Raw genomic sequence first — 18,083 nt, 5'->3', positions numbered from 1 at the left:
CACACCCGGCGGCCGCGCCACTACGGGCACGGTCAGGGGCCGGCGTCGTGCGGACCGGCCTCCGTTCACTGGCGGACCTGGTTAGATGACCGCATGCGAGCTTTCGGATACACGGAGTACGGCGGTCCCGAGGTCATGCACCACCTCGAGATGGAGGACCTGACGCCCGGTGAGGGGCAGGTGCTGATTCGCCTGGCCGCGGCCGGCGTGAACCCGGCGGACATCAAGGTCCGGTCGGGGTTGCGCCGGGATCGGATCGAGGTCCGGTTCCCCATGCCGATGGGCCGTGAGGCGGCCGGGGACGTGCTCGACGTCGGCCCCGGGGTCACCGGGTTCCGTCCCGGAGACGCGGTGTTCGGCTCGACGGCGGCCGGGACCGGTGCGTTCGCCGAACAGGTCCTGCTCAGTGCGGCCGGCACGGCCTTGCGGCCCGAAGCGGTCACCGCGGAACAGGCGGCCTCCCTGCCGGTGTCCGTGTGCACCGCCTTCGACGCCCTGGACGAGCTCGATCTGCCCGACGGTGCGACGCTCGTGGTGCTCGGCGCCGGGGGCGGCGTGGGAACGGCGGCCTGCGGCCTGGCCCGGGACCGCGGACTGACCGTGCTGGGTGTGGCCTCGGAATCCAAGCGACCGATCGTCGAGGAACTGGGCGCGCGCCCTGTGCTCAAGGGAGACGGCTGGACTGAGCGGGTGCGGGCCCTCGCCCCGGACGGAGTGGACGGCGTGATCGACACCGTGGGTGGTGAGACGCTGCGCGAAGCCGCAGGACTCCTCCGGGCCGGCAACGAGGCAGGAGAGTCCGGGCAGGGATCCGGACGGGGAAGGTCAGAGCGGGGACAGTCCGGCCCGAACCGTTCGCGCGTGCTGCCGCTGCGCAGTGTGGCCGACTACGAACTGGCCCGCGAGCTCGGCGGGGCACCCGTCACCCGACGCCGCACTTCCGCCGTCTACTCGCAGGTCGCCGAGCTGGTGGCCGCGGGGCACTTCACCCCCGTGGTCTCCGCCGTCCATCCGTTCGAGGATGCGGCGGAGGCGGTGGCCGCCGTCGAGACCGGCAGTCCCGTGGGCAATGTGGTGGTGACCGGCTGAGGATTGCGGGTGGCTCTGATGGCGGTCGACCGCGCGAGGTCAAACGGCGGTGACCCAGGGCCGCAGGAGTTCGCCGAGGTGCTCCTCGGAGCGAAAGGGCACCACGTCGAAACCTCCGAGGCCGGCACCTGGCTCGGCAGGCCGGCCCCAGTCCTGACGGAACTCGAGCACCGCGATTTCATGGTCCACGATCGTCACCACCACGCTACGGCGGCCCGGTGGGGTGGCCTCGATGACCAGGGTGGCGGCAGACTCCCAGTAGAGCCGCGCGGCCATCAGGGATCCGGCCGGGGTGGGATGCAGTCGGCCGTCCAGCAGGTTCAGCCGCTGCAGCAGTTGGAGTTGCGCCGGGTCCTTCTGCCGGGAGCGGGCTCCGCCCCAGGCGGCGTTGACGACGGCTTGCACCGAACGCTGGGGGATCGGTTCTAGCGGCGGGGCGTAGCCGGTCGGCCCGGGGGTCAGATCCGTGCCGGTGGCCACCGTGGACCAGCTCGGCGCCAAGTCCCCCGGTACGGGCGCGGGGCCCCGGGGCCGGGGGGCCAGGCCCTCCAGGGCCCGGACCCAGCGGGGCCGCCATCGGGCGGGCATGCCGGAGGTGCCCATGAGGTGGCCCGCGACCACGAGGGCCAGCCCACCGAAGAAGCCCACGGACCAGGCGATGCCGCTGGCCGTCGTCGGGCCTCCAGCGGCGAAGAGATCGGCCACGGGAGTGGAGAGTCCCATCAGGACGAGGCCGACGCCCATGGGAACCATGGCCGGTCCGAGGTGGCCGGCGTAGATGAGGGGGCGGGAGAGCCACCGGCGGTTCCACCCGGCGTAGGCGCCCCAGCCCAGCACCAGGAAGACCGCGCCGATGAGGATGAAGAACCACATCAGGAGGTCCCGGACCCGCCGGAGACTCCGCGCGCCGCATCGTCCCAGTACTCGACCAGGCTGGTGAAGACGGTGAGGGGGCTGACCTGGACCAGGGTGGCCTGCTCATCCCCGGGCTCGCCGGTGATGGCGAAGCAGCCGTGGCGCTCCGTCATGAGCCAGGGCTGGGGCGTGACGTTCGTCCCGGCCAGGCGCAGCAGCCACCAACGGCCGTCCCGCAACGGTTCCGGCAGTGCGGCCGCCGCCGCTGTACCGGCCACTCCAGCGGCCCACGAGCCCTGGCCGGCGTGGTCCTCGATGGCCGACCAGTCGACGGTGACGGGCGGCCAACCCAGCCAGGCGGGGGCGACCCCCGCCCAGGACAGCACCGCCTTCGGCAGGGCGTCCCAGGTACCGGAGACGAACTGACGGTCGGCGGCCACCCGGTGGGCCTCGACCCCGGGGTCCGGGTCCAGCATCGCGACCAGGCCCGGAGCCGCCCAACCCGCGAAGCCGTCCCGGGACAGCCGGAGGTCCACGGAGCTGGAACCACGTGGGGTGTGTAGCACGGCCGTGTGCCGGTGCGGTGAGTCGAGGGTCTGCAACTCCGCGGGACGGCCGCTACCCGTCCCGGGCAGCCCCAGGCCGGCGTAGGTCTCGGGGTCCAGGGGGCCGCCGGCCTCGATCCGGCGCACGGACGCGTCGTCGAACCAGCCGCCCTCGTGGGACCAGGCCTGGAAGCCGCGGACCTTGTCCAGGGTCTCCAGGGGCATCCCGTGGGCCTTCGAGGCCGACGCGTCGATCCGGGGCTCCCGGTCGGGGAAGCCGGACAGGCGCGCGTCGAAGGGCGTCGGGGCTACAGGGCCTCCTGCGGACGAGCTGTCCCCGGACCGGCGCACGGAGTCGCCCAGGTGGAGCATGAGTGGCTGCAGGTGCCGACTTTGGGCGACGGTGCAGTGGGCGGACATCTCCAGGAGGCGCTCGCCGTCCTCGACGAGCCACTGGTAGCTGATCAGTTCACCCGCCGGGGACGCATGGAGGAAGACCTGACGACGGCCGTTGCGGACGTCTGTCCCCGAGGACAGGCGGAAGGGGGCGGTGTCCAGCCACAGGCAGTCCGGCGCGGTACTGGTCAGCACGGCGGCGGCCAGGGATGCCAGCTGGGGCAGGGACCGTCCGCGAGAGGGAACGTAGCGGGCCGTGAAGGTCGGCGTGTAGTCGAGATCTTCCCGCAGCGGATGCACCACCGTCAGGTCCTGACCGGGCAGCTGACGCCAGCTGGAGGGCACCTCGAACGTGAGGTCTTGCCAGGACAGGTACCGCCAGGTGGCCGTGTCGCTCAATCGAACAGTTCTCCCCAATTGCCGGTCACGAGATCGCCGACGAAGTCACCGGCCTCGCCGACCCCCTCTTGGATTCCCTCCGGAACATACTTGTTGAACCCGTCCATGACGAAATCGTTGATGTCGTCCTGCCATCCGGACAACTCCAGGGCCACGGCAACACCGGTCCCGACGACCAGGCCGACCCCGGCGCCCACCAGGGTGCCGGCCCCGGGGACCACCGAGCCGATGATCGCGCCGGTGGCCACCCCCGTGGCGATGGCTGTGCCGCCGCGAACCAGGGTCTCCTGACCGACCTCGTTCTCGAGTTCCTCCTCGCTGAGGTTCGGGTTCTCCTGGAGGAGACGTTCTTCGGCCTTCTGCCGTTCGCTGGCGAAGGTGAAGCCGGCTGCCAGGACGGAGAGCGCGCCTCCGCCGATCCGGATGCCGTTCGGCTGCCGCAGACGGTTGCCGTCGGCGTCAGTGCCGGTGTGCGTCATCTGGATGTCCCGGTTGAAGTCCGGTTCGGGAACCTCGAGCTTGACCGGTCGGCCGTCGGGATCCAGGCCCTGGGCGAGGTTGGGCAGGCCTCGGAGGAACTCCCGACGGCTGAAGGTGGGGGTGGTCGGCGGCTTGTACTCGTAGTGCACCTGGCCGAGGATCGTCTCGAAATAGCCGGTGGTGATGCCGCCCCAGCCCAAGGCCTGGCCGTGCTCGTTCGCAATGGGAACCGTGATGCCGGTCAGAGTCTGGGCGCAGGCCTCGTTGGCGGTCTCGTAGTCGGTGACGACCCCGTTGATCAGGCCGTTGATGCGGTCGATCTCCTCCTGGTACGCCGGCTCGTCACTCGTGAGTTCCCCGGGGAAGGCGGCTGCCTCGGCCTGGGCGTCCGTGTTGCGGGTCTCCAACGCCTCGATGGCTCCAGCCCAGGTGTTGAGGGCCGCCTTTGCCTCGCCCATGGCCGTGGCCAGGTTCGCGGCCCGGTCCGCGGGCAGGTTGAACGCGCCGGCCAGTTGGACCTGCAGGCCGGTGTCCGTCTGGTAGTAGTCCGTGACGGAGCTCCACTCGGTCTTGGCGCCCTCGACCTCCGTCTCGTACTTCTCACCGGCCGTGTTCAGATCCGTTGCGGCATCGCGGATGCCCTGCGGGTCCGGCCAGTTGTCCAGCTTGTTCAATTGGGGGAAACGCGCCATGGGATCTCCTTCAGAGCTCGTTCAGGTCGACGGCACCGTACTGGTCCCGGTCCAGGGAATCCCGGGCCGCGTCGATCGCCTCGCTGGAGATGCGGGCGTTCTCGCCCTGCTCCGCCGAGGCCTCGACATAGGCATCCACCAAGGTCTGGGTGGCCACCAGCCGGCCTTCGCACAGGCTCATGATGTTGTCCTTGGCGGGGATGGCGAGGTTCGCCTCGAACGAGGACAGCGCCTGAACCACCACGGACACGTCCTTGGCGGCGCTCTCCGCCGAGGACAGAGCCGTGGTCATCGTGTTGTCATCCCGAAGGTTCTGGACGTGGACGTCGGCGTTGAGCATCACCGCGCCGAGTCCCACCGGGTCGATCTCATAGGCGCCCATGGTGTGCCGCCCTCCTCCTCGTCCTGTGGCATGCTGCCGTTGATGTGTGGATGGCCCCGGCTGTCCGTCACCGGCGCTCACCGTTCGATTGTAGGGACGGGTTCAGAGATCCGCAGTGGGGAGAACTCCCCATGTGATCTGCCTGGTGATGACGACTCCGTGGTGCCGAGCCGGTGGTCCCGGCCGCCACGCCCCTGACATTCGCGCACCGATGGCGATACGGTGGCCACGTCGGCACCGCCACCGGTCCGGCCACCCGCACGTCCAGACGTCACAGGAGGAACACCATGCCCCGTCCGATCGTCAGCAAGGCCAGCACCCAGTGGGACGGCGACCTCTTCACCGGTTCCGGGACCACCGCCCTCGAGACGTCCAAGGCTGCCAGCTTTGACGTGAATTGGAAGGCCCGGGCCGAGGAGGCGGGAGCCACCACGAACCCCGAGGAACTGCTCGCCGCCGCCCACTCCACCTGCTACACCATGCAGTTCTCCAACATGCTCAAGGAGAACGGCACCGCCCCCACCCACCTGGAGACCACCGCGGACGTCACCTTCGAGGCCGGCGTCGGCATCACCGGCATCATGCTGGTCGTCAAGGGCCAGGTCGAGGGCATCTCCACCGAGGACTTCGTGAAGATCGCGGACCAGGCCAAGGACCAGTGCCCGGTGTCCCAGGCGCTCGCCGGAGTCAAGAACATCACCGTGGACGCCACCCTGGCCTGAGGTTGGGCACCGTGGCCTGAGGCCGGGTGTCCACCCTCAGGAGAACAGGCCCGCCACGAGTTCGTCCGAGCGGCGCTGACCGGCCGGATCGCTCATGCCGCCGGTCACCAGCAGCTCATCGGCGCCGGTGAAGTCCACCAGCGACTCCACCGCCGCGCGCACCTCGCCCGGGGTGCCGTGGATCCCGGAGGCGAGGTTCTCCTCCACGCGCCGCCGGTCGCGGTCCGTGACGGGACCGGCGCCGGCCTCGCCGCGCAGCCGCGCCCGGATGTCCGTGACAGGTTCCAGGGCGCGGAACTCGCCCTTCACCCTCGACTGGGCCAGCGCCCACGCCTCCGGGAGGACCAGGTCCCGAGCCGCCTCGCGGGTGTCCGCCACGGCGAGGTTCACGGAGACGATGACGTAGGGCTCCGCGAACCAGGGCGACGGGCGGAAGTCGCGGCGATAGCGGGCCAGGCCCTCATGTCCCGCGTCGCCGCGGCGCTGGAACAGGGATGGTCCGCCCACGACGACGGCCAGCCCGGCCTCAGCGGCCCAGCGCAGTCCCTGCCCGGTCGCCAGGACGAACACCGGGGTGGTGGCATGATCCTGCGGGCGCGCGGTGAAGGGGCCGGTGCCGCCGAGGAACCCCAGCAGTTCGGCGAGGTCCTCCGGGAACTGCTGCGCGGCCTCCTTGTCCCGCCGCAGCGCAGACCGGACCGCCGGGGTGAAGCCCACGGAACGGCCCAGCCCCAGGTCGATGCGTCCGGGGAACAGGGCTTGGAGGGTGGCGGCTTGCTCGGCCACGACCAGGGGCTGGTGATTCGGCAGCATGACCCCGCCGGAGCCCACACGGAGACGGTCCGTGGCCGCGGCGATGGCGGCCATGAGCAGTGTCGGCGTGGAGCCGGCGATGCCGGGCACGCCGTGGTGCTCGGCCACCCAGAACCGCGAGTATCCCAGGCGCTCCGCCCGTTGGGCCCGGGCGATGACCCCGTTCAGCACCTCGGCCTCGGTGGACCCCTCGATCGTGTTGGCGCGGTCGAGGAGGGACACGGGCAGGCTGGTGGCGGGGTGCGAGGTCATGTCCGGCATAACGGGATCGCCGCCCGGAATATTGCCGGACCTTGCCGGGACCGGCGGAACCGGTGGCCGGCCGTGGGACCTGCCGGCCGGCGTCGGGCGTTTGTTACCGTGCGCGCATGGCCGTCATCTACGAAACCGCCGCCACTCTCAACGGATTCCTCGCGACCGAGGACGACTCCCTGGACTGGCTCTTCGAGATCCCCGGAGAGCAGCCGGACATCAAGGACTTCATGGACTCGGCTGCGGCCATGGTGATGGGCTCCACCACCTATGAATGGGTTCTGGAGGTGGAGGACCTCGTGGACCATCCGGAGAAGTGGGCCGCGTCCATGGGGCGGAAACCGGCGTTCGTCTTCTCCACCCGGGAGTTGCCCGTTCCGGCTGGGGCAGATGTGCGGATCCTTGACGGCGACGCCGGCCGGCACCTTCCCGAGATTCGCGCGGCCGCCGGCGACGGGGACATCTGGATGATGGGCGGCGGAGGGCTGGCCGCCCAGTTCCTGGCCGCTGGTGCGCTGGACCGGATCGCCATCACCCTGGCGCCGGTGACCCTGGCGCGCGGAAAACCGCTGTTCTCCGGCGACGTGTTCTGGGACAGGCTGCGGCTGCGGTCCGCCGAGAAGGTCGGGCAGTGGGCCCGGCTCGTCTATGACGTCACCCCCGCAGAGCACGGCATGGACCGCTGACCGCGGTGCCCCGCTGATGTAACCCGCGGGACCGGTCCGCCCTCACGGAAGAGCCGAAAGATACTCCCGTCTGTTGCAATAGTGTGTGCTACACAGTAACGTGTGAGGCGTGAACGAAGAACTGGCTTCTACCCTCGCCACCCACCGGCAGGAATTGCGGCGTGGCACCCTCGTGGTCGCCTGCCTGCTGGCCTGCCGAACCCCGCGCTACGGGTACGCCCTGCTGGAGTACCTCGCGTCCGCGGGGTTGGATGCGGAGGCCAACACGCTCTATCCGCTGCTGCGCCGGCTTGAGGGCCAGGGGCTCCTGAAGGCGGAGTGGAACACGGAGGAGCCCCGTCCGCGGAAGTACTACAGCCTCACTGAGAACGGAGCCGAGATGGCAGGCGAGCTCCGGGATGAATGGACACGACTGACGGCCAGCATGGCCACCCTCTGGAAGGAATCACCACGATGACCGCTTTGACCCGTCGCTACATTGACCAGGTCGTCGCGCATCTGCCCGAAGGACAGCGCGAAGACATCTCGCGTGAGCTGGCCGCCCTCATCTCGGACATGCAGGAGGAGCGGCTCGCCACCGGCGCCGGCGAGGCCGCCGCGGAAAGGGACGCCCTCGAAGAGCTCGGAGACCCGGCCCGGCTGGCCGCCCGCTACCGCAACGCCCCGAACTACCTGATCGGGCCAGAGCTGTACCCGGTCTACGTCCGCTCACTGCAGTGGCTGATGCCGATGGTCTTGGGGATCGCCTTGATCGTCAACATCGTGGTGTATTTCACCACGGAGGCCGAGGCCAACATCGGGGCCATGATCGGTCAGATCGTCGGGCCGGTGATCAGTGCGCTGTTCTGGCTCCTGGGATCCGTGACCCTGTTCTTCTGGGTCTTCGAACGCGTCGCCCAGCCTCGGGACAAGGCCGCCGTGGCGCGGGACGGAGCCCGGCGCTGGAGCGTTGATGACCTGGAGATCGAGGTGGCCCATGCACGGGAGGCCCGCTCCGAGGCCATCGTTGGTCTGGTCATGCTGGTACTCCTGGCCCTGGTGCCGCTGATCCCGACCACGTTCTTCTATGTGGGCCACTTGAACGACGGCGGACCGTTCGTCAACCAGGACCTGTGGACCTTCTGGCTCCCGGCCTACTACGTCCTCCTCGGCGTGGAGGCGATGCTGGGTATCTGGACGATCGTGCGGGGCCGCACCACTCGGCCTCGACTGGCGGCCAGGGTCGCTCTCGATGTGGTGGCCGGCGTGTTCTTCACCGTGCTGGTCCTGACGCAGCAGGTCATCGACCCCGCGATCGACTCCGGCATCCTCCAGGCCTCCAGGGCCATGGACTGGGTGGACGTGCTCTATCTGGTGGTCATCTGGGGAGTCGTCCTCTGGGACCTGTATGTCTGTGTGAAGTACTGGCGGACCCTGGGCATGTCGGAACGCCTGGTCACGTCAGGATAACGACGTGAGCCGCGAGAGTGTGCTGATGCGGGGCGATTCGACCCGGATGGCGGTCAGGTCCGACTCAGCTCGCCGCAAGGTTGCGATTTAATAACGAGTGTGTACCTTTAAGTAACGGTCCGATAACCCCAGCGGACGCCGGACGGTGACCCATTCCAGCCTGTGAAGGCCACGGGGTGGGCGCTGTCCGGATCCCGGGACCGCCGTGTGTACACCGTCGTCAATCAAGGTATGAATCCATGAACTACCCCACCCGCCGTGACCGCCTCGCCGCCGAGCTGCAGGCCCGCCGGTCCCGCCGTCGCCGCTCCCTGACCGTCGGCGCCCTCGGTGTGACCACCGCTGCCGGTGCCCTGCTGGCTGGAGTGGCGCCGGCCTCTGCCAACGATGGTTCGCAGCAGGCCTCGTCCTACCAGGACTGGAGCTATCAGGGTGAGTCGACCGGCTCGGCCTCCTCCACCTACTCATCGCCCAGCTCTGCCTCGGACTACTCCAGCGCCTCGGCCGTATCTTCGAGCGAGGGTGCCACCTACCAGCTGGCCTCTTACACCTCGACATCCGGCTCTTACGGAGCAGCGGCGGACTGGGCCGTATCCACCGCCGATGACTCCTCTGTGGGCTACACCTACGGCGGCAACGGGCCGTCCGCCTATGACTGCTCCGGATTCACCCAGAGCGCCTTCGCTCAGGCCGGCGTGGACATCCCGCGGACCTCCGGCGCGCAGTACTCCGGGGCTAACCAATATGTGGGGTTGGACGAGCTGCAGGTCGGTGACCTGGTGTTCTGGTCCAACAACGGGTCGGCCTCCGGCATCTACCACGTGGCTGTGTACGTGGGTGACGGAAAGATCGCCCACGCCCGCAACTACACCGAGGGTGTCTCCGTCACCGACGTGGACTACAGCCCCTGGAACATGATGGGCACCGCCGCCCGGTACTGACCCCCTTCCGCCGTCACTCTCATCGTGCCGGGCCACAGTGATCATCACTGTGGCCCGGCACGATGGGTGTGACTGGACTGAACCTTTGGCCCGGAGATTGCCCGGAAAGTGGTCAGCCGAACCGCTGACTGCGCAGCAGCTCGTCGGCGCGGCGGGCCACATCGGCCTGCTGGGTGGCCAGGGTCGTCACCAGGCGCCGCACGTGGTTGACCCGGGCCTCCCAGGCCTCGCCGCGCTGTTCCCGGCGTGGCAGCCGTTCCAAGGCATCCACCTCGCGCCAGGCGGTGACCAGTGCGGACTCGTAGAGCCGCTGATCAGCCTGCTCGGCCCGGCCGCCGGTCGCTGAGTCCAGGCCCAACACTGCGACCATGTCCAACCGGGACAGGTCCAGGCCCAGGGCGAGTTGCTCGAGGTCTGTGCGCAGCCCGGACAGTTGGCGGCGGACCGTGGCGGTGCCGACCCGGCGCCGGCCGGCCTCAATCACGGCCAAGCCGAGCATGATGACGGTCAGGATCCCAGTCCACGCACTGAGGAAGACCGCCCAGAACACCGCTGCTGGGCTCACGTTGTCCACGGTGAGGCGGTTGTACTCCATGGCCCGTCCCAGGTCCTCCAACTCGTAGGCGACCCGCCAGCCGAGGGAGACATCAGCCATGTCACCCGCCCCGTGCACTGTGGGTTTCGTGCCGGTGAAGGAGTATGCACCCATGCGGCTGCTGACGCCCACGCTGAACTCCCCGGTGAGGAAATTGTCGAACGCGTACGTGCCGTCCTCGAGGATCCACACGGGCAGGATGGCCTGGCCCAGGGCCACGTCACCCGTCCGCGGATCCAGCACCTCCGGGAATTCAGCCGCCACGTCCTGCTTCACCTCTTGCTGCGCCTCGAGCAGGTCCCAGTAATCGATGGCGATGCGATGGTCATATTCCGGATCCGGTCCGTAGTCGATGTATTGCTCGGCGGGGAGGATGGCCACCGTCAGCTCGACGTCGGCCGGCAGCAGTGCGCCCTCCTCGTTGAATTCGAGGGACTTCGCCATGCGCTCGCGAATGTACTCCAGGTCAAGGCTGTCCGCCTGGGTCTGCGGATCAGCTTCCCGAGGCTCCACCGGTCCGGCCACCGCTGCCGGATCGCCGTAGACCTGTAGATCCGCCAGGGGTCGGTCACCGGTGAGGGTCCGACCGTACTGGATGTGACTGTCCTCGATCTGCGCTGAGACCACGAATCCGGCCCCGAGGGAGAACATCAACGGCAGGACGAGGACCACCAGACCGGAGGGGATGGCGGGCATGGAGCCCGTGACCGGAGGCAGAGGTGCTGGCTGGCCGTCCGTCTCGCGGCGGTCGATCAGCTCCAGCACCCGCTCGGTGGCCTGCAGGGGACCGAGGTCGATCCCATGGCCCAGGCCCAGGGCTGCCCGCAGGCCCGTGAAGGAGTCGGTGGCCCCAGCCGTGGCGGCGGAGACCCTGGCACGCGAACGCTTGTCGACCGCCTCGTTCATGGTCCGCACGTGGGTGGCGTTGGGGACGGTTTTTGGTGAGGCCACCCGCCGGGACATGCGGGCGGCGGTGGCGCGGATGTCCTTCTCCACCGCGTTCCACCGTTCCAGGAGCCGGCCGTGGTTGGTGACCAACCCTGCTGCCTGCGCGTCCGCGTCCGGACCCCCGGAGGTGGCGCCGGGGGCACCCGGGTGCGCGCCGTCGTCGTGCTCCCGGTCTGGGGACGTGCCGGTCACGACGCCGGCCGCGACCTCCTGGGCGATGGCCAACAGGCGCGCCCGGTGTGCCACGAGGGCGCGCGCCTCGGCCGGATAGCGGTCATGATGCGCGAGCACCTCGTCGATGGACTGGAGCAGCGGCAGCGCGAGCCGGTCCAGGATGGACCGGGACCCGGCGTGACCGGAGCGGACCTCGGCGGCCTGGGCCAGGACGTCGGCCCGGCGCTGCAGGTCGAGGGTGTCCGCCGCGAACTGTTGGAGGTCGGCTTCGAGCTGTTCCGCGCTCCGGGCCTTCAGGGGCGGGGAGGTGCGATCGAGGTCCGCCACCAGGGACTGTTCCGTGCGGGCCAGGTCGCGGGTGAGCCCGCGGACCCGCTTCCCATCGTTCTGCAGCCTCGCCTGCAGGGTCCGATCGAGCTGGGCACCGGCCACCTCTACCCGCAGCTGCAGGGTCTCCAGTTCGAGGACGGCCCGGGCCAGCCGCAGTTGGGCCTCACCGAAGGCACGGTACCTCGCGCGCTCGTCACGCCGCCGGCCCATCCAGCGGTACATGACCAGGATGGCGGCGAACATCGGCAGCGCGGCCAGGGGAGCCCACAGCAGCGGGGTGCGGACGCCGGGGTCGAACTTCAGGTCTGCGGCCGTCAGTGCGGCACCGATGATCGCGTGGGGTCCGTGGCCGAGGGTCCGGTTGTTGACGAAGGTCTCGCGGATGGTGGCGGCGGTCGAGTAGTCGTCGCCGTAGTCCTCCCCGGCGAAGGCCACACGGGTGGCGTCATGCAACGCGAGGTCTGGATCCTCAGGATCGTTCCCGATGGAGAGCATGATGTCCGCATCACCGGTCTCGCCGTTGCTGTACTCGTCCCACTCCAGTTCGCGCTCGACCACGTGCAGGGTGAACGGCTCGTGGCTCAGCGCGATCCCCTCGGCGGCGGCCTCCACCGATTCCTGCGTGATGCCATGGGGCAGGCCCTCCTCCACCACGAAGGTGATGCGTTCCGTGGGCTGGGCGGTGACCTGCTGGAGACCGATGGCACCGAGCACCACGGACACTCCGGCGAGGGACACGGCCAGGAACGGGAAACGTGAAGGGGGCCGCCGGCGCAGCGGACGGCCGGGGGGTCGCTGCGAGGGGCCGGGCACGGGCGCCATTCTAGGGGCTCGGATGGCCTGGGCGCGGTTGGTTCCAGGACCGTGACCCGTAGGATGCCAACAGGTGAGAGCCGGTTCCGCGGACCCGATTCACTCACCCCATCCATCGATCCCCTCCCTGAGGAGCCATCCCGTGACCCACACCCCGGCGCCCCGCACGGACGAGGAGGTCCGTCCCTACCTGCAGTCGCTGGGACTGCCGGGCCTGGTGGACCTGCACGTGCACTTCATGCCGGACACCGTCCAGGAGAAGGTCTGGGCCTTCTTCGACCGGCAGGGAGAGGACGGTGGACTGCCGTGGCCCATCGCCTACCGCGCGGGGATCGAGGAGCGCGTCCGCCGCCTGGAAACACTGGGCGTCACCGCCTACACCACCCTCAACTACGCGCACCGGCCCGGCATGGCTTCCTGGCTCAATGAGTTCTCCACCGCCTTCGCGGCCTCCCATCCTCACGCCATCCACTCGGCCACGTTCTACCCGGAGCCGGACGGGACGTCAGCGGGACGGCAGGTCGCGGACGCCCTGGAAGCCGGAGCGCGCGCCTTCAAGGTGCACGTCCAGGTCGGCGGGTTCTCCCCGCTGGACCCCGCCCTGGAAGAGGCTTGGGTACTCCTGGAGCAGGCGGGGACGCCGGTGGTCATCCACTGCGGCAACGGCCCCCACCGGGGCGAGTTCACCGGGATCGGCCCCATCCGGGCGCTCGCCGACCGTCACCCCGGCCTCGTGCTGGTGATCGCGCACGCCGGCCTGCCCGACTACCGGGCCTTCGCCGGGCTGGCGGCCGAGCACCCGAACGTCTACCTCGACACCACCATGGTCGGCACCACCGCGATGGAGCAGCGCGCCCCGATCCCGGCGGACTATCCGGCGATCATGGCCGGTCTCGACGGCAAAGTGGTCTTCGGCTCGGACTTCCCCTCGATCCCCTACCCCTACAGCCACCAGATCGAGGCCCTCGTGGGCTGGGGACTCGGGGACGAGTGGATGCGCAACGTCCTGTGGAACATCCCGCGCCGGCTGCTCGGCTACTGACCACCCCGGTAGGTGCGTGGCGTCAGTCCCAGCACTGTGCGGAAGTCCCGGCTCAGATGGGCGTGGTCGGCGTAGCCGAGCTCGGCGGCGATGTCCGCGATCGTGACCGCCGGCTCCTCGCGCAGCCGGACCGCCGCCTCCTGCAGCCGGTACCGGCGGATGATCGCCAGCGGGGGCACGCCCACATGGCTGCGGGCGAGCCGCTGGACACCGCGGACCGAGACGCCCAGCCGATCGGCGACCTGCTCCACCCGCACGATCGACCGATCCGTCGCGATCATCTCCTCCATCGCGTTGGCGAGCCGGCCTGCGGCGTCCGGCGGGACCATCCGGTCCTCCGCCCACCGGACGAAGGCCGAGGCGGCCTCACCGCGGGCGGTCGCGCCGGCGTCGTGCGCCATGGCGGCCTCCACCGAGGCCAGTAGGTCAGGAGCCTCGAAGGGCACCTCGGTGTCCCGGAGCCGGCCCGGCTCCGGGTGACATTGCACGACGCCGGCCGGGCGCAGCAACGCGCCCACCGCCCAGCCGGTGCCCGTCAGGTCGCGGAACGAGACCCGGGTGGACGGGCCCGTGAGGGACACCGCGCCCGGCTGGACGACGAGGTTGGCGGCGGGGAACGGCAGGATCTCCTGGCGCGACGTCCGGCCCGGGGCCAGGTTCCACTGCGGGATCCAGAACCAGCGCAGGAGTGGTTCGAGCCCGGGCGGGGCCGAGATGCGGTGGAAGGTGGGGAGCCGGGTCGGGTAGAGGATGCCGCGGGCATCATCCGGCGTGGTCACGGGTGGCGCTCCTCTCGGACTGGGGGCGGCTGTGTGGGTGGCTACGGGGTGGCCAAGGGGGAAAGCTGCGTGGCCGGCGGAGGGGCGATCCCGCACGTGTCGCGAATCTGCAAGCTTTGGGGCGGAACCCGGGCCTACGGTGAGTCCATGAATGAACAGGACATGCCCCGGCTCGGGGTCACTGGAGAGCATACGACTGCCGGCGTGCCGGCGGGATACACGAGCCTGACTCCGTTCCTGGCGGTGGCCGGGGCGAAGGAGGCCATCGAGTTCTACCGTGAGGTCTTCGGCGCCCGCGTCCTGGGCGTCACCGAGATGGGCGGCGTGGTGGTGCATGCCGAGCTGGACTTCGGGCAGGGCCGGTTGCAGCTGGGCGAACCCCACCCGGACTTTGGGCTGGTGCCGGCCCCCGCCGGTGACGAGGACTGTTACTCGATGGGGCTGTACTGCGCGGACGTGGATGGGCTGGTGGCCCGGGCACAGCGGGCAGGGGCGACCATCCGTAAGCCGCTGAGCACCTTCGTCTCCGGGGACCGCTTCGCCTCCATCCGGGATCCCTTCGGTGTCCGGTGGTCGCTGATGTCCCGTGTGGAGGACCTGACCGAGGCGGAGAGTGGACGGCGGGTCGCCGAGTGGGCGGCCGCGCAGGGCTGACGCCGGATCGCCCGGGATCCGTCTCTCTCGTGGTGCAGCCTGTCCGTCAGCCGGTCATTCCGAGCGGGTGACGGTGGGCAGGTCCCGGACGGCTGGACCCTCCAGCTGAGCCCCGTCGGCACTGAACCGGGAGCCGTGCAGCGGGCAGTCCCAGGAGCACTCCGCATCGTTCCACCGCAGGATGCCGCCTAGGTGCGGGCACACCGCCGAGACCTTTCTGGTGGTGCCGTCCACCGTGGACACCCCCACGGGCGTGGCGCCCTGACGTCCGACGATCCCCTCGCCCTCGGCCGGGGGGTCCTCCGGCAGCGAGTGCAGCTCGGCCGAGGCCCAGCCGGTGGTCGCCTCCCTGCCGACGCCGAGGGCGTCCTTCAGCCCGGTCAGCAGGTCGGACGGGGTGGTGAGACGCCGGCCGAGGGTGGCGGCCCAGGGGATCTGGCCGCCGAGCAGCTCGGCGGTGATGGCCAGTGCCGCCGCCACGGCGTTGGTCATGCCCCACTTGTTGTAGCCGGTGGCCAGGTAGATACCGCCACCCCCGCGCGGCAGCGTGCCCACGAAGGGGATGAGGTTGGCCGAGCGGTAGTCCTGGGCGGCCCAGGAGTGGGTGCGCTGGGCGCCGGGGAAGTGCTCGGCGGTCCAGGCCTCGAGGTCGTCCACTGCGGCCTGCGGCGAATCCTGCCGGCCGACCACGTGACCGTTGCCGCCCACCAGCAGCAACTCCTCGTCGCCGAGGGGCGCGGTGCGCAGCGAGCGGGAGGGGGCGTCGGCGCTGAGGTACATCCCCTGCGGCAGGCCTTCGAGTGATCCGGGGACGCGGTAGGCCTGGGCATAGGACCGCTGGGGCAGGAGTTTGGCGAAGTAGCCGCCGCGGTCCAGGACCGGCGCCCCCGTGGCGAGCACGAGGTGGTCGGCCTGCACCTTTCCGTGGCTGGTCTCCACGGTGAGGGGGGATCCGATGCCCGCTCCGGTGACGCGGACACCCTGGACCAGGGTCCCGCCGCGCTCGCGCAACTCGGTGGCCAGGGCGTCCAGGACCTCCATCGGATGGAACTGGGCCTGGTCCTCGAGGGCGATCGCGCCGGCCATGGCAAACGGGAGCTCGGTCTCCTCCGTCCACGTGACCGGGAGGCCGGCGGCCTCGGCGGCCCGCTGTTCCCGTCTCAGGGCCTCGGTGCCCTGAGGGCTGGTGGCGTAGGTGTAGGCCCGGCGCCGTTGAAACGGGACGCCGCGCTCCTCAAGGTAGCGCAGCAGCCATGACTGGCCCTCGCGGTTGCCCTCCACGTAGGCCCGCAGGACCGCGTCCGACTGGTGCCGGCTGATCTGGGAGAGGGTGGTGCCCTGCAACAGGGACAGCTTGGCCGTGGTGTTGCCGGTGGTTGCCGCGCCGACGGAGCGTGCCTCCAGCACGGCGACCCGCTGGCCCGCACGTGCCAGGAGCACCGCCGTGGTCAGGCCGGTCAGGCCGGCACCGGCCACCACCGTGTCATAGTCGGCCCCGGGGACGAACTGATCGGTCCCGGGGGCGGGGACGGGGTGGGTGTCCAGCCATAGTGAATGCACGCTGTGCGCCTCTCTGCTCCGGTTCTCGGTACGCTACGGCGACGAGTCCTGGTAGTCGCGGACGGCCGGCGCCACCGTGCCAGCATGCCCACACCGGGCCCGACTTGGCGAGAGTCGCCGTGCGGCGGCCCTGGTGCCCGCTCGCCCCCGTCCGGGTGGCCTGCCTACGCGAGCAGGTCTGCGAACCGCCCGATGGCCTCGAGCCCGGTGACCTCACCGGACAGCAGTGGGAGCTCCACCAGGGGGACCTCCGGCAGCCCGGCCGTCAGCACGCGAAGGTGGCCGCCCTCAGCCTCATGCCGGCGTGCCAGGAACTCGCCGGCGTCCTGGGGGGAGCGCCGGTTCACCACCAGTGCCGCCGGGTCCACCCCGGTGGCACGCAGTTGGCCGTGGAGGGCGAGTGTCTCCTGCACGGGCATACGCTCGGCGGTCAGCACCATGACGAAGGCGGTGGTGGCGGCATCGGCCAGCAGTCGCCGCATGTCTCCGAAGAGCCGTTGACGCTGCTCCAGCACCCGGCGGATCTCACCGTCGCGCACCTCCTGGGCGCTGCGTCCGCGGCCGCGGCGGCGGGGACCGTCGAGACCTCGCAGGGCATCCGAGAACCGTTCGGTCTTCTCCCGCCGGCTCAGCAGTCCGTCCGTCCAGGCGGACATGAGTGTGGGCAGTTCCAACAGTCGGGCGGTGTGGCCGGTGGGCGCGGTGTCCAGGACCACCACGTCGAACCGCTCCGACGCCTCCAGCACGGTGGTGGACATCTTCTCCAGCAGCGCCGCCTCCTGGGTGCCCGGTGACTGCCGGGCGAGCTGGAAGTAGCGATCCACTTCCCGGTGCAGGTGTTCCGGCATCAACCCCTTGACCGTGCGACCCACCGCCTCCAGGTGTTCCCGCGCCACGCGGTCGGGGTCCAGTTCCGTGCCACTCACCCGTCCGGTCCCCGCCCCCTCCCACAGCATCACCTCGGCGTCGCCGACGGCCCGCTCCCAGAGGTGGCCGAGATTGTGCGCGGGATCGGTGGAGACCAGCAGGACGCGCTGCCCGGCCCGGGCCAGGGCGAGAGCGGTGGCAGAGGACAGGGTGGTCTTGCCGACGCCCCCCTTGCCCCCGAAGAACACCACCCGGCGGTCGCGGAGAATCTCCGTCAGCGGCATCATCCCGCACCCTCCAGTCTTCGGTCTGTTCGGTCTGTCCGGCCGGGGTCCAGGGTCAGCAACAGGAGAGTGAATCAAGGGGGGACCGCTCCATACCCATCCGACGGTGCCACTCGTGGAAGCGCTCGTACACCACCGGAAGCAGCTCGACAGTGTAGTAGGAAGCCGGGTTCGGCACGCCCAGCGCGTCCGAGAACACCATCATCATGAACAGGTCCTCCTCGTCCCGCCGGGCCCGCGCGAACGTCGACCGGTAGGGTCCCGCGTAGTAGTCCTGCAGGCCACGCCCGACGCCGGCCAGTCGCCGGCGCCAGCCCGGCACCCCGGTCTCGGTCA

At 70.2% G+C, this 18,083-nt stretch carries 18 protein-coding genes; 8 read left to right on the top strand and 10 right to left on the bottom strand.

The window, feature by feature from the left end; genetic code table 11:
- Positions 1-93: 93 nt before the first annotated feature.
- Positions 94-1,089 carry an NADP-dependent oxidoreductase gene (locus tag IEX49_RS04885; protein ID WP_188804742.1) on the top strand — a complete coding sequence of 332 codons (996 nt, stop codon included), beginning with the start codon at positions 94-96 and terminating at the stop codon, positions 1,087-1,089.
- Between the two features lie 39 nt (positions 1,090-1,128).
- Here IEX49_RS04885 and IEX49_RS04880 read toward each other — a convergent pair whose 3' ends face one another.
- The 4 genes from IEX49_RS04880 to IEX49_RS04865 are packed head-to-tail and all read right to left on the bottom strand — an operon-like array spanning position 1,129 to position 4,838.
- Positions 1,129-1,962 (bottom strand): hypothetical protein, encoded by an 834-nt coding sequence (locus tag IEX49_RS04880; RefSeq protein ID WP_188804740.1) that lies wholly within the window; start codon positions 1,960-1,962, stop codon positions 1,129-1,131.
- A complete protein-coding gene (locus IEX49_RS04875) occupies positions 1,962-3,284 on the bottom strand; it encodes a hypothetical protein (RefSeq protein ID WP_188804738.1) in 1,323 nt (440 codons plus the stop codon). Before IEX49_RS04875 ends, IEX49_RS04880 begins: the two co-directional genes overlap by 1 nt.
- The gene (locus IEX49_RS04870; RefSeq protein WP_188804737.1) at positions 3,281-4,456 is read right to left on the bottom strand and encodes a hypothetical protein; all 1,176 of its coding nucleotides are present in this window, start codon (positions 4,454-4,456) and stop codon (positions 3,281-3,283) included. Before IEX49_RS04870 ends, IEX49_RS04875 begins: the two co-directional genes overlap by 4 nt.
- A gap of 10 nt (positions 4,457-4,466) precedes the next feature.
- Entirely contained in the window at positions 4,467-4,838 is a 372-nt protein-coding gene (locus tag IEX49_RS04865) for a hypothetical protein (protein ID WP_188804735.1), read from the bottom strand.
- Positions 4,839-5,125: 287 nt separating this feature from the next.
- On the opposite strand from IEX49_RS04865, the gene IEX49_RS04860 reads away from it, so the two are divergent.
- Positions 5,126-5,560 (top strand): OsmC family peroxiredoxin, encoded by a 435-nt coding sequence (locus IEX49_RS04860; RefSeq protein ID WP_188804733.1) that lies wholly within the window; start codon positions 5,126-5,128, stop codon positions 5,558-5,560.
- Positions 5,561-5,596: 36 nt separating this feature from the next.
- On the opposite strand, the gene IEX49_RS04855 is transcribed toward IEX49_RS04860, so the two are convergent.
- Complete coding sequence (locus tag IEX49_RS04855) at positions 5,597-6,625, bottom strand: MsnO8 family LLM class oxidoreductase (RefSeq protein ID WP_188804731.1); 1,029 nt, start codon at positions 6,623-6,625, stop codon at positions 5,597-5,599.
- Between the two features lie 116 nt (positions 6,626-6,741).
- On the opposite strand from IEX49_RS04855, the gene IEX49_RS04850 reads away from it, so the two are divergent.
- The 4 genes from IEX49_RS04850 (at position 6,742) to IEX49_RS04835 (ending at position 9,701) form a co-directional block, all read left to right on the top strand.
- On the top strand, positions 6,742-7,311 hold the full coding sequence (locus IEX49_RS04850) for a dihydrofolate reductase family protein (protein ID WP_188804728.1): 570 nt from the start codon (positions 6,742-6,744) through the stop codon (positions 7,309-7,311).
- A 109-nt stretch (positions 7,312-7,420) separates the two neighbouring features.
- Positions 7,421-7,768, top strand: coding sequence for a PadR family transcriptional regulator (locus IEX49_RS04845; protein ID WP_229672249.1), 348 nt, complete (start codon positions 7,421-7,423; stop codon positions 7,766-7,768).
- Complete coding sequence (locus tag IEX49_RS04840) at positions 7,765-8,760, top strand: HAAS signaling domain-containing protein (protein ID WP_188804726.1); 996 nt, start codon at positions 7,765-7,767, stop codon at positions 8,758-8,760. The genes IEX49_RS04845 and IEX49_RS04840 overlap by 4 nt, the downstream gene beginning before the upstream one ends.
- Before the next feature lie 239 nt (positions 8,761-8,999).
- Positions 9,000-9,701, top strand: coding sequence for a C40 family peptidase (locus tag IEX49_RS04835; RefSeq protein ID WP_188804724.1), 702 nt, complete (start codon positions 9,000-9,002; stop codon positions 9,699-9,701).
- Between the two features lie 112 nt (positions 9,702-9,813).
- Here IEX49_RS04835 and IEX49_RS04830 read toward each other — a convergent pair whose 3' ends face one another.
- Complete coding sequence (locus IEX49_RS04830; RefSeq protein ID WP_188804722.1) at positions 9,814-12,561, bottom strand: hypothetical protein; 2,748 nt, start codon at positions 12,559-12,561, stop codon at positions 9,814-9,816.
- A 142-nt stretch (positions 12,562-12,703) separates the two neighbouring features.
- On the opposite strand from IEX49_RS04830, the gene IEX49_RS04825 reads away from it, so the two are divergent.
- A complete protein-coding gene (locus IEX49_RS04825) occupies positions 12,704-13,603 on the top strand; it encodes an amidohydrolase family protein (RefSeq protein WP_229672247.1) in 900 nt (299 codons plus the stop codon).
- Here the strand turns inward: IEX49_RS04825 and IEX49_RS04820 are convergent.
- A complete protein-coding gene (locus IEX49_RS04820) occupies positions 13,597-14,382 on the bottom strand; it encodes an AraC family transcriptional regulator (protein WP_229672245.1) in 786 nt (261 codons plus the stop codon). The two genes, IEX49_RS04825 and IEX49_RS04820, sit on opposite strands and share 7 nt — an antisense overlap.
- Positions 14,383-14,529: 147 nt before the next feature.
- On the opposite strand from IEX49_RS04820, the gene IEX49_RS04815 reads away from it, so the two are divergent.
- Positions 14,530-15,036, top strand: coding sequence for a VOC family protein (locus tag IEX49_RS04815; RefSeq protein ID WP_188804719.1), 507 nt, complete (start codon positions 14,530-14,532; stop codon positions 15,034-15,036).
- Positions 15,037-15,090: 54 nt separating this feature from the next.
- Here the strand turns inward: IEX49_RS04815 and IEX49_RS04810 are convergent, their stop codons facing one another.
- The 3 genes from IEX49_RS04810 to IEX49_RS04800 form a co-directional block, all read right to left on the bottom strand.
- A complete protein-coding gene (locus tag IEX49_RS04810; RefSeq protein WP_188804717.1) occupies positions 15,091-16,596 on the bottom strand; it encodes an FAD-dependent oxidoreductase in 1,506 nt (501 codons plus the stop codon).
- Positions 16,597-16,760: 164 nt separating this feature from the next.
- Positions 16,761-17,750: an ArsA family ATPase gene (locus IEX49_RS04805; RefSeq protein ID WP_229672243.1), complete on the bottom strand. Its 990-nt coding sequence runs from the start codon at positions 17,748-17,750 to the stop codon at positions 16,761-16,763.
- Positions 17,751-17,802: 52 nt separating this feature from the next.
- Positions 17,803-18,069 (bottom strand): cory-CC-star protein, encoded by a 267-nt coding sequence (locus IEX49_RS04800; RefSeq protein WP_115933441.1) that lies wholly within the window; start codon positions 18,067-18,069, stop codon positions 17,803-17,805.
- Positions 18,070-18,083 lie beyond the last annotated feature (14 nt).

The organism is Citricoccus zhacaiensis (assembly GCF_014645315.1).
Classification (GTDB): domain Bacteria; phylum Actinomycetota; class Actinomycetes; order Actinomycetales; family Micrococcaceae; genus Citricoccus; species Citricoccus zhacaiensis.
The sequence above is the reverse complement of the archived record's forward strand: the minus strand, read 5'-3'. Positions and strand labels throughout refer to the sequence as shown.

Bases quoted from the DNA above. Each gene is read 5' to 3' on its own strand.
- IEX49_RS04885 (WP_188804742.1), top strand. From the start codon at position 94: ATGCGAGCTTTCGGATACACGGAGTACGGCGGTCCCGAGGTCATGCAC.
- IEX49_RS04880 (WP_188804740.1), bottom strand. From the start codon at position 1,962: ATGTGGTTCTTCATCCTCATCGGCGCGGTCTTCCTGGTGCTGGGCTGG.
- IEX49_RS04870 (WP_188804737.1), bottom strand. From the start codon at position 4,456: ATGGCGCGTTTCCCCCAATTGAACAAGCTGGACAACTGGCCGGACCCG.
- IEX49_RS04865 (WP_188804735.1), bottom strand. From the start codon at position 4,838: ATGGGCGCCTATGAGATCGACCCGGTGGGACTCGGCGCGGTGATGCTC.
- IEX49_RS04860 (WP_188804733.1), top strand. From the start codon at position 5,126: ATGCCCCGTCCGATCGTCAGCAAGGCCAGCACCCAGTGGGACGGCGAC.
- IEX49_RS04855 (WP_188804731.1), bottom strand. From the start codon at position 6,625: ATGACCTCGCACCCCGCCACCAGCCTGCCCGTGTCCCTCCTCGACCGC.
- IEX49_RS04850 (WP_188804728.1), top strand. From the start codon at position 6,742: ATGGCCGTCATCTACGAAACCGCCGCCACTCTCAACGGATTCCTCGCG.
- IEX49_RS04840 (WP_188804726.1), top strand. From the start codon at position 7,765: ATGACCGCTTTGACCCGTCGCTACATTGACCAGGTCGTCGCGCATCTG.
- IEX49_RS04835 (WP_188804724.1), top strand. From the start codon at position 9,000: ATGAACTACCCCACCCGCCGTGACCGCCTCGCCGCCGAGCTGCAGGCC.
- IEX49_RS04815 (WP_188804719.1), top strand. From the start codon at position 14,530: ATGAATGAACAGGACATGCCCCGGCTCGGGGTCACTGGAGAGCATACG.
- IEX49_RS04805 (WP_229672243.1), bottom strand. From the start codon at position 17,750: ATGATGCCGCTGACGGAGATTCTCCGCGACCGCCGGGTGGTGTTCTTC.